Source organism: Pseudomonas karstica (assembly GCF_009707515.1).
Classification (GTDB): Bacteria; Pseudomonadota; Gammaproteobacteria; order Pseudomonadales; family Pseudomonadaceae; genus Aquipseudomonas; species Aquipseudomonas karstica.
On sequence record NZ_WLYI01000064.1, the window covers coordinates 1 to 9323 of the forward strand.

Genomic DNA, 9323 nt, shown 5'->3' on the forward strand with positions numbered 1-9323 from the left:
GAAAAATTTCCCTGATTAGTAGTCGTTAAAAACTACATAAGAATTTCAGCGATCCCAGTACGGCCCCGGCCCGAAGCATTCGACGAAGTAGTCGATGACTGTCCGCACTTTCACCGACAAGCGTCGGCTACCAGGCCACAGCGCGGCGATTTGCTGGGGTTCCAGGGTTGTTGCTACTTCATAGTCCGTCAGCACTGCCTGCAACGTCCCGGCTCGTAGGCCTTCGCCGATCAACCAGGACGGAAACACCACCAGCCCCAGGCCTTGTTCGGCGGCGTGGGTCAGGGTGTCGGCATGGTTACCAGTGATTGGGCCTTTTACGCTGTAGGGCGTCCAGTCGCCCTGGCCACGACGGAAGAACCAGCGCTGCTGGCCGGTCACTCCCTTGTAGGCCAGGCACTGGTGGTTCACCAGTTCATCGGGATGCTGTGGCGTGCCGAATTGCGCGAGGTACGCCGGGCTGGCGGCGATGCGGAAACGCTGAGGGGCGAAGATACGGGCCTGCATGCCGGAATCATTGAGCACGCCGATGCGAAACAGCAGGTCGGTACCGTCCTGCAGCGGGTCGACGTAGGTGTCGGTCTGCTGGATATCCAGTTGCAGCTTGGGATAGCGTCGGCACAGTTCCCCCAGCCAGGGCGACAGGTGCCGTTGGCCAAACACCATGGGTGCGTTGATGCGCACCAGGCCACTGGGTTCGCTGTCCTGTTCCTGCAGGGCCTGGCCGGCCGCTTCCAATTGTTCCAGCAGCAAGCGGGCGTGCTGGCCCAGCAGGCGGCCGGCTTCGGTGGGGCTGACGGCGCGGGTGTGGCGATACAGCAACTGTTGGCTCAAGGCCTGTTCCATCAACTGGATTTGCCGGGAGATGGAGGAGGGCGCAAGGCCTTCACGGCGGGCGACTTCCGAGAAACTGCCGTAGTCCAGCACCGCGACAAACAGGCGAAGTGCTTTGAAACTCAATTCGTTCAGGCCCTGCATGGCGGCTCCTTGCTGTGCGTAATTCGCAAAGGTGTTGTCTGTATGCTCCCATTTATCGCACAGATCTACCACCCGATAATGCACGCCATGTTCATTCTCTGACACGCAGGTGGTGTATGCAGTCTTCTGTTCTTGATGCTGCGGGTACGGCTTCGGCCAAGCCCAGGTTGGCTCTTCGGTTGTTGTTATTGGCGCTGGTGATTTTCGCTGGCATGGGGTTGTCGGTGGAGGCAGGGTTGTTGGGGCCTCTGGGGGTGCAAGTCGGGCACTTGTGGGCGACCTTGAGTATTTTCGGCGTTGGCTCCGCCATTCTGTTTTTGCTGCTGTTGTTCAGCGGTCCGCAAAAGGGCCCCGCGCTCACCGATCTGCCGCGCTGGCAGTTGATTGGCGGTTTCCTGGGGCCGATGTACGTGGTGGTGCTGACCCTGGCCACGCCGCATATCGGTATCGCCATGACCATGATCGCCATCCTCTCCGGGCAGGTGGGCAAGAGCGTGTTGATCGACCACTTCGGTTGGTTCGGCACAACCCGTAAGAGGGTCAACGGGGAGCGCTGGATGGCGTTGGCGTTGATTGTGGTGGCATTGGTTTTGATTGCGAGGGGTTGAAGCGATGAGTCTGATTTTATTGTTGGCGTTGGTGGTGGCCGCAGGCGCGGTATTGAGTGTGCAGGCGGCGATCAATGGCCGTCTGGGACAAGCGGTGGGCGTGTTGCGTAGCAGCCTGCTGACCTTTGTGGTGGGTGCGATCACTACCGCTTTGTTGATTGTGTTTTTTGAACCGGCGCATGCCATCAGCCTGCTTGACGTGCCGAAATGGCAACTGACCGGCGCGTTGTTCGGGGTGGTGTACATGATGGTCATGGTCGGTGCGGTGCCGATTGTCGGCACGGCGGTGGCGACGGTAGCAGTGATCGTCGGGCAGTTGGGCATGGGCATGCTGATCGACAACTTTGGCTGGCTCGGCAACCCGGCCATTGAGCTGTCCGGTAGCCGGATCGTGGCGATGCTCTGCTTGGCTGCAGCGTTGGTGTTCATGTATCGCAGCAGTACCCGCGCCGATTAATGGCGTTGAACCATGGGCGCAGGGCTGGAGTCACTGCTTAAGGTAGTGGCGTTCGCTGCTACCGGGACGACCATGAAAAGGAGTCTGATCATGCAACAGCAAACCTGTGCTTGCCCACACTGCAATTGCCTGGTGGGAAACAACGCGGTCATGAAGGAAGGTAAAAGTTATTGCTGCCAGGGGTGTGCAGATCACCATGCCCATGGTGAACCCTGTGCCTCATCGACTGGATGCGAGTGCGCCAAATCGGCCCACGGCTAGTCCGCCGCCGCTGCCGAGGTGTGCGGACAGCATCGCTGTCTTGTGCCTCGGTCGCGGTTACAACTGCCCACCCGAACAGCGCCATTGCACGTTTTCGATACCAAATTGCTCGGCCTGGAGTTGGCTGGTCTTCTTGACCTGTTCCCGGGCAAACCGACCGATACGGCCTACGCCTGCATCGCAGCTTGCCCAATGCCAGGCTTCGGGCATGTCGAGTTTTTCCAGGCGGATGATGAACGACTTGGGCTGGCCATGCAGCGTGTAGTCGATGACGAAAAGTTTTGCGTTGACCATGGGCTTGTTAATCCTCCTGTGTCTTTAAGTGATCCCCCAGCGTGGTAAAAATTCATTCGGATTGTCGGCCACTGATCATTAGTGTGGTTGTTTCATCCTTGAATGATGCACCGCGAGGGCAAGAACCAGGCGTTTCACCTGGTTCTTGCAGGAGGCTGCGCAGGTCTAATCCTGTGGAACACCTTTCTCCCACGCCGACCAGTTCTGCACAATTGACTGCACCAACGGGTTACCCGTGCGGTACAGGTTCTCCAATGCCGGTACAAAACCGCCTTGGTCCGCGTATTTCAGCAGGTTGTCCACGTCGCTGTAGCCTGGGTACGGCCGGTCGAAGTCAGAACCTGCACGCACCACCGCCAGGCGTTGGATGTCCACCAGGCCTTCACGGTCGGCCCGCAGCAGCGCTTCATAGGTAGAGTTGTCTTCCTGCTGGGTGGTGCAGTACTCCCCCTTATTGCCCGTCAGCAACTTGGTCCAGACTTCGGCGCGCTCACTCAGGCGCGTTCCGGAGAACCAGGTATTGCCCGCTACGGTATCGCACCGCGTGACCTGGGGTGGTTGGTTGGCCGGTGAATTCGGGTAATGTTTGCGCCAGGCGGCGGACTCTTTGCTTTCACTGAGCTCGACTTTTTGCGATAGGGCAAAGGCCTTGGCCTGCAGTTTCGGGTTCAGCTCGAAGACTTCAGTCTTGTAGTCCAGAGGCGGTTTTTCATTCGGTCCCTTGGTGTTGATACCGATATAGCCGGTTGGCCAATCCTTGGGCGCGTCCCGGGAGTCGAGCTCCCATTGCGTACCGAACTCCACCAGGTAATGAGCCCAAGCGGCGGTACCGATGGTGCCATGGTGCGGGTTGATCCCGGCAATCCCGGCGATCAGGAAATAGCTCTGGCGCAGGTCGAACTTGGGCGATAAGGCCAGGGCCAGTGTGGAGGCGGCCGCGTTGGTCTGGCCCATGCCGGTCACCAGCAGGCAGACGTCCTGGGTGTTGCAGCGGATCACCGGGTATTCGGCAGACAATCCCGGCACGCGGACCTCCTGCTTGAGTTGCAGGCGATCAATCCAGTGCTGCGCCTCGGGGGCGAACATGGTGATCAGTACGACCTTGGGTTTGACCGGCGCAGGTTGCGCGGCAAAAGCGCTGGGCGCTGCGAACGTACCCAAGGCCAGCCCGACCACCACGCAAAGACGCGTCACACGATGCATAGGATTTCCTCACAAAGATGAATGATAAACAGCCTCTGACTTGCCGCTTGAAGCTTGTAACTTGCAGCTTTAAAACTGATACCCCACCCCGGCGTAGTAACCCCAGCCATTGGAGCGGGCCCGGAAATTACCATCGCCAAAATTCAACTCGCTGCCGTCCTCCCAGTTGCCGCCGTTGTGGAAGTAACGACCCACCAAAGTGAAGCGCAGGTGGGTGAAGGCATACAGCAGCACATTGGTTGCAACCAGGGAGTTGGCGGTACGCGCCGGGTTGTCCTTGTGCAAGTCCGAGCCGAAATCGTAGTTGGTAAAACCGATATAAGTGAGCGATGCACCATTGTCGAAACTGCCGATGGGCACGATGTACTTCATTTGTGCCCGGTAACCATCCCAGGAATATTCATTGCTGGCGCCGTAGTTTTCCCACTGGTAGCGACCGTAGAAGTTGGCCGACAGGTTGACCCGTGAGTGGGTGTCGATGTCGGTGCCCAGGCCGCTATACAGGGTGTTGGCACGATTGGCCTTGTTGCTGCCGTGGTCATAGATCCAGTCGAAGGCCACGTACCACTCCTTGAACGGCCCGATGGCCAGGCTGCGCCCGGCCAGGTAGTCGATGGAGATGCGCGGCTCATGCTCCATGAAGACGGGGGAACCATGGTCCCAGGCGCCTTTATCATTGCGGTTGCCGATGCCGAAGATCTTCGGCACATCAATGTAGCCGTACAGCTCGAACGGTCCTTTACGGCCGAAGTACTCGTACTCCAGGTACACATCGTCGGCGGGTTTGGGGCCGAAGCTGATGTCTTTGCTGCCAATGATTGTCAGGTCCTGATTGAACCAGTCTGACAGGTAGGCACCTTTTTTCGGCGAGCTGTCTTGCGATGCCAGGGTTTCGCCCTGTGCTGAGTCATCGGCGGGTGCCTGCTGCCCAAACCCGGGCGTGCTGAGTACTCCCGTAACGGCGGCCAGTAGCAAAGAAACACCCATCGTGGTGGCCGACGCGGGGCGTCTGGAAGTTGATTGCATTGAAAGTCCCTGTTCGTACGCGGTTTTCACCCGATTCTTCGGGCGGTGGGGAACATGCAGCCAGTTGGCAGCCAAGTTCGATCCGCAAACGTTTGCATAGGCTGTACCAACTTTGGTCAATCGCTTGAGGCAGATAGAGAATTTGCGAATTAGTCGTCTTTTTGGTCAGGAACCTGGCAGCTCGTTTGGCAGCCTGCCAAGTAGTAAACCCGGGGATGCTCGATCACTATTTGCAACACTGGCGCAGCAGGCGTTGGCTCAGTGGGCCTGGGTAAATGGCAATGCTTGATCACCATTGCGATGGAACAGGTACATCGCGGTTTCCCGCCGATACTCGCTGGGCGTTTGGTTCATTTCGATACGAAAGTGCCGGTTGAAGTTGGACAGGTTGGCGTAGCCCACCTCAAAGCAGATATCGGCCACGGACATCTCGGTCTGTAGTAGCAGCCGGCAGGCGCGCTGGACTCGGAACTTGCGCATCAGCTCAATAAAACCATGGCCGGTGACTCGTTTGAAGAAGCGCGAGAAGCCCGGTTCGCTCATCTCCAGGCGTTGGGCGATGACTGACAGGCGCAGGTCGCCGGTCAGTTCCGTCATCAGGTAATCGAAAGCTTTGTTGACGCGCTCGGAGCTACGGGCATCCAGGGTCGGCGTGTAGCACGCACTGGCCAGGGCGTGCGTCTCCTGTGAAGGCGCCTGGGCCAGGGCGTGCAGCAGTTGCATAAACAGGATCAGGCGATTGAGCCCTTGTGCCGGCCCGATGGCCTCAAGCAGTACGGCCGCGCGCCGGGCGGTTTCGCCGGTGAACTCCAGGCCGCGCCGGGCCCGATCAAACAGACTTTGCAGATCGCCCAATTCCGGCAGCGTGCCCCGCAGGGCCAACAACGCCGCGCCGTCGAATTGCAGCACCACGTCCCGCCCCCTCAAGCATTCGCCGGGAGCCAGGTCGCCAATCCAGTCGTGGGGCAAATCAGGGCCGATCAGCGCCACGTGGCCGGCGCCAAACCCACCGATATAGTCGCCCGCCACCAACTTGCCGCTGCCTTGGCGGATCAGGTGGATTTCGAATTCAGGGTGGTGATTCCAGCGGGCGAGCTCGAAAGGGTAATCATGTTCATACCAGCGAAAGCCATGCTCGGGCTCGGGAAGAATCACTTCGAGGTCGGCGGGGCGTTGCTCGAACAGGGCGCTGCGGCTATCAGGCATGGCATGGCCCTTGTGGGGTCTTGGAATGGCACCAAAGTACGCCCTTTGGGTGAACATCGGCTACTCCCTGGTTTGCGGGTCACTGATACTTTTTTGATCCGGGGTGATGGGTTAAAAAAGTACCGGAGTAGCGTTTGCCATTCGTTTGTCCGGACCTTGCCAAGCTGCTGTAATCGAGCCGTCAAAAACAACAACAATAACTTGCGTCTCTCACGACGCGGGGCGGAGGGGCACCATGATCAAGATCCCGAAAACGTTTTTGCTGGTGACTGGCCTGTCAGTGGCCATGGTCAGTCATGCAGCAGAAACCATCACCATCGCCACCGTCAACAACGGTGACATGATCCGCATGCAGCGGCTTTCAAAGGTCTTCGAGCAGCAGCATCCCGAGGTGAAACTCAACTGGGTGGTGTTGGAAGAGAACGTCCTGCGCCAACGCCTGACCACCGATATCGCTACCCAGGGTGGCCAGTTCGACGTACTGACCATCGGCACCTATGAAACCCCGCTGTGGGGCGCCAAGCAGTGGTTGGAACCGTTGACCCAATTGCCGCCCGAGTACGACGTTGACGATATCTTCCCTTCGGTGCGCCAGGGCTTGTCGGTTAATAACACGCTCTATGCGTTGCCGTTCTATGGTGAAAGCACCGTTACGTACTACCGCACCGACTTGTTCAAACAGGCTGGCTTGAGCATGCCGGAGCACCCGACCTGGACCCAGCTCGGCGAGTTCGCCGCCAAACTCCACGCTCCAGCAAAAGACCAGTACGGCATTTGCCTGCGGGGCAAGGCCGGGTGGGGCGAGAACACCGCGCTGCTGAGCACCATGGCCAATGCCTTTGGGGCTCGTTGGTTCGATGAGCAGTGGAAGCCACAGTTGACGAGCCCGGAGTGGACGGCCGCGGCGAACTTTTACGTCAATACCTTGAAGCGCTACGGGCCGCCGGGTGTCTCCAGCAATGGTTTCAACGAAACCCTGGCGTTGTTCAATAGTGGAAAATGCGCCATCTGGGTCGATGCCAGCGTCGCCGGTTCGTTTACCACTGACAAAACCCAAAGCAAGGTCACCGACAGCGTAGGCTTTGTCGCAGCACCTACAGAGGTCACCGACAAGGGCTCGTCCTGGCTGTACGCCTGGTCCCTGGCGATTCCTGCCACCTCCCAACATAAAGAGGCTGCCAAGGCTTTTATCGCTTGGGCCACCTCCAAGGACTACATCCAACTGGTCGCGGACAAGGAGGGCATCACCCATGTACCGCCGGGTACCCGCCAGTCCACCTACAGCGAGGCGTACTTGAAGGCCGCGCCGTTTGCCAAAGTCACTTTGCAGATGATGCAACACGCCGACCCTGCACACCCCTCGGCCCAGCCGGTGCCTTATGTGGGCATCCAATACGTGACGATCCCTGAGTTCCAGGCCATTGGCACCTCTGTGGGCAAGCTGATCTCGGCGGCGCTCACCGGAGGGATGAGCGTCGACCAGGCACTGCTCCAGGCACAGTCCATCACCGAGCGCGAGATGAAGCGCGCCGGCTATCCGAAGTAATCACTTTTCAAGACGGATGAACATTCAATGAAACGACTGGAAGGTAAAAGTGCGCTGGTCACCGGATCCGCCCGTGGCATCGGTCGATCCTTTGCCCAGGCTTATATCGCCGAGGGCGCGACCGTGGCCATCGCCGACATCAACCTGGAGCGCGCCCACGCCACGGCGGTTGAATTAGGGCCAAGGGCTTATGCGGTAGAGATGGACGTGACCTGCCAGGTCTCCATTGACGCCGCAATTGCTGCGGTCGTGACCCAGGCCGGCAAGCTCGACATCCTGATCAACAACGCTGCACTGTTTGACCTGGCGCCTATTGTCGATATTTCCCGGGAAAGTTTCGAGCGCCTGTTTTCCATCAACGTCGCTGGCACGTTGTTCACTCTGCAGTCCGCTGCCCGGCAGATGATCAGTCAGGGCCACGGCGGCAAGATCATCAACATGGCCAGCCAGGCCGGGCGCCGGGGCGAAGCGCTGGTGGCGGTGTACTGCGCGAGCAAGGCGGCGGTGATCAGCCTGACCCAGTCAGCCGGGCTGAACCTGATCAAGCATGGGATCAACGTGAACGCCATTGCGCCTGGGGTAGTGGAAGGTGAGCATTGGGACGGGGTGGATGCGCTGTTCGCCAGGCACGAAGGCCGCCCGCTGGGTGAGAAAAAACGGTTGGTGGGGCAGCAAGTGCCTTACGGGCGGATGGGCACGGCGCAAGACCTGACCGGAATGGCGATCTTCCTGGCGTCGACAGACAGCGAGTACGTGGTGGCACAGACTTATAACGTGGATGGGGGCAATTGGATGAGTTGACCCCTGTTCCACAAGGTGCGAAGGACGTCAACGATAACGCCTCGGAATCCGGTGTGGCGACGCCGGTTGATATGGTTAACTACGGCGTAACCAAACGTGCCAACACTGGCGATGTCGTCGACAGCACAGTGATCTGATTAATATTTGGAGCCTTATTGTGGCTAAAGCATCTTCTGTCATTGAAATCCCGGTATCGGCTGAACAAATCTGGCAATTGGTTGGCGGGTTCAACTCGCTGCCTGATTGGCTGCCCTTTATCGCCAAGAGCGAACCCAGCGACGGCGGCCGTGTACGCCACCTGCAAACTGCCGATGGGGGTGTGGTGGTTGAGCGTCTGCAGACTTTCGATGAGGCCGCGCGTACTTACAGCTACTCCATCAGTGAGTCGCCGTTTCCGGTGCGTGAGTACCTGGCAACCCTGAAGGTCGAGGCTTTGACCGAGCACACGGCGAAAGTGACCTGGTCGGGTGTATTTACCCCGGTGGCGGGGGTGACGGATGCGGCAGTGGAGGAGCTGTTTACCGGTGTGTACAGCGGTGGGCTTGAGGCGTTACGCGGTAACTTCCAGGCCTGAACCCGCCCTCTGCAGCAGCAAGGGCCTGCTGTAGACGTCGCCTAGGACCTTGAAACTGTTGAAGGTCCTTCGGCCTTTATCGCAGCCTCGCGCCTCGACAGCGGCTACAGAAGCCCGCTGATCACCTGTAGCCGCTGGCGCAGCCTGCGATCGGCTGCGCAGCAGTCGTTTGGGGCTTGAAACTGTTGAAGGTCCTTCGGCCATTATCGCAGCCTTGTGCCTCGACAGCGGCTACAGACGCCCGCTGATCACCTGTAGCCGCTGGCGCAGCCTGCGATCGGCTGCGCAGCAGTCGTTTGGGGCTTGAAACTGTTGAAGGTCCTTCGGCCCTTATCGCAGCCTCGTGCCTCGACAGCGGCTACAGACGCC

12 protein-coding genes are annotated in these 9323 nt (G+C 59.1%); 7 read left to right on the top strand and 5 right to left on the bottom strand.

Annotated features, from left to right (window positions below; genetic code table 11):
- Window positions 1–45: 45 nt before the first annotated feature.
- Window positions 46–978, bottom strand: coding sequence for a LysR family transcriptional regulator (locus GIR22_RS25535; RefSeq protein ID WP_154746052.1), 933 nt, complete (start codon window positions 976–978; stop codon window positions 46–48).
- A gap of 116 nt (window positions 979–1094) precedes the next feature.
- Here GIR22_RS25535 and GIR22_RS25540 point away from each other — a divergent pair, with 116 nt between their 5' ends.
- The 3 genes from GIR22_RS25540 to GIR22_RS25550 all read left to right on the top strand — a co-directional run bounded on the left by GIR22_RS25540 (window position 1095) and on the right by GIR22_RS25550 (window position 2304).
- Window positions 1095–1586, top strand: coding sequence for a DMT family transporter (locus GIR22_RS25540; RefSeq protein ID WP_154746053.1), 492 nt, complete (start codon window positions 1095–1097; stop codon window positions 1584–1586).
- Between the two features lie 4 nt (window positions 1587–1590).
- Window positions 1591–2043, top strand: coding sequence for a DMT family transporter (locus GIR22_RS25545; protein ID WP_154746054.1), 453 nt, complete (start codon window positions 1591–1593; stop codon window positions 2041–2043).
- A gap of 90 nt (window positions 2044–2133) precedes the next feature.
- Entirely contained in the window at window positions 2134–2304 is a 171-nt protein-coding gene (locus GIR22_RS25550; protein WP_154746055.1) for a metallothionein, read from the top strand.
- Between the two features lie 57 nt (window positions 2305–2361).
- Here the strand turns inward: GIR22_RS25550 and GIR22_RS25555 are convergent, their stop codons facing one another.
- The 4 genes from GIR22_RS25555 to GIR22_RS25570 all read right to left on the bottom strand — a co-directional run bounded on the left by GIR22_RS25555 (window position 2362) and on the right by GIR22_RS25570 (window position 6033).
- Complete coding sequence (locus GIR22_RS25555) at window positions 2362–2598, bottom strand: DUF6555 family protein (RefSeq protein ID WP_154746056.1); 237 nt, start codon at window positions 2596–2598, stop codon at window positions 2362–2364.
- Between the two features lie 165 nt (window positions 2599–2763).
- The gene (locus GIR22_RS25560) at window positions 2764–3801 is read right to left on the bottom strand and encodes a purine-nucleoside phosphorylase (protein WP_154746057.1); all 1038 of its coding nucleotides are present in this window, start codon (window positions 3799–3801) and stop codon (window positions 2764–2766) included.
- 69 nt (window positions 3802–3870) lie between these two features.
- Complete coding sequence (locus GIR22_RS25565) at window positions 3871–4827, bottom strand: nucleoside-specific channel-forming protein Tsx (protein WP_154746058.1); 957 nt, start codon at window positions 4825–4827, stop codon at window positions 3871–3873.
- 258 nt (window positions 4828–5085) lie between these two features.
- Window positions 5086–6033 (bottom strand): AraC family transcriptional regulator, encoded by a 948-nt coding sequence (locus GIR22_RS25570; protein ID WP_154746063.1) that lies wholly within the window; start codon window positions 6031–6033, stop codon window positions 5086–5088.
- Between the two features lie 235 nt (window positions 6034–6268).
- Between GIR22_RS25570 and GIR22_RS25575 the strand changes: the two genes are divergently transcribed.
- From GIR22_RS25575 to GIR22_RS25590, 4 genes are read left to right on the top strand one after another with little or no spacing between them, the layout of a single operon-like run.
- Complete coding sequence (locus GIR22_RS25575) at window positions 6269–7579, top strand: ABC transporter substrate-binding protein (RefSeq protein ID WP_154746059.1); 1311 nt, start codon at window positions 6269–6271, stop codon at window positions 7577–7579.
- Window positions 7580–7606: 27 nt separating this feature from the next.
- Window positions 7607–8380: an L-iditol 2-dehydrogenase gene (locus tag GIR22_RS25580; RefSeq protein ID WP_154746060.1), complete on the top strand. Its 774-nt coding sequence runs from the start codon at window positions 7607–7609 to the stop codon at window positions 8378–8380.
- Complete coding sequence (locus GIR22_RS25585; RefSeq protein WP_154746061.1) at window positions 8368–8517, top strand: hypothetical protein; 150 nt, start codon at window positions 8368–8370, stop codon at window positions 8515–8517. The genes GIR22_RS25580 and GIR22_RS25585 overlap by 13 nt, the downstream gene beginning before the upstream one ends.
- Window positions 8518–8537: 20 nt before the next feature.
- Window positions 8538–8954 carry an SRPBCC family protein gene (locus GIR22_RS25590; RefSeq protein WP_178122466.1) on the top strand — a complete coding sequence of 139 codons (417 nt, stop codon included), beginning with the start codon at window positions 8538–8540 and terminating at the stop codon, window positions 8952–8954.
- Window positions 8955–9323: the final 369 nt, after the last annotated feature.

Bases quoted from the DNA above. Each gene is read 5' to 3' on its own strand.
- GIR22_RS25545 (WP_154746054.1), top strand. From the start codon at position 1,591: ATGAGTCTGATTTTATTGTTGGCGTTGGTGGTGGCCGCAGGCGCGGTA.
- GIR22_RS25550 (WP_154746055.1), top strand. From the start codon at position 2,134: ATGCAACAGCAAACCTGTGCTTGCCCACACTGCAATTGCCTGGTGGGA.
- GIR22_RS25565 (WP_154746058.1), bottom strand. From the start codon at position 4,827: ATGCAATCAACTTCCAGACGCCCCGCGTCGGCCACCACGATGGGTGTT.
- GIR22_RS25540 (WP_154746053.1), top strand. From the start codon at position 1,095: ATGCAGTCTTCTGTTCTTGATGCTGCGGGTACGGCTTCGGCCAAGCCC.
- GIR22_RS25575 (WP_154746059.1), top strand. From the start codon at position 6,269: ATGATCAAGATCCCGAAAACGTTTTTGCTGGTGACTGGCCTGTCAGTG.
- GIR22_RS25555 (WP_154746056.1), bottom strand. From the start codon at position 2,598: ATGGTCAACGCAAAACTTTTCGTCATCGACTACACGCTGCATGGCCAG.
- GIR22_RS25560 (WP_154746057.1), bottom strand. From the start codon at position 3,801: ATGCATCGTGTGACGCGTCTTTGCGTGGTGGTCGGGCTGGCCTTGGGT.
- GIR22_RS25580 (WP_154746060.1), top strand. From the start codon at position 7,607: ATGAAACGACTGGAAGGTAAAAGTGCGCTGGTCACCGGATCCGCCCGT.
- GIR22_RS25570 (WP_154746063.1), bottom strand. From the start codon at position 6,033: ATGCCTGATAGCCGCAGCGCCCTGTTCGAGCAACGCCCCGCCGACCTC.
- GIR22_RS25535 (WP_154746052.1), bottom strand. From the start codon at position 978: ATGCAGGGCCTGAACGAATTGAGTTTCAAAGCACTTCGCCTGTTTGTC.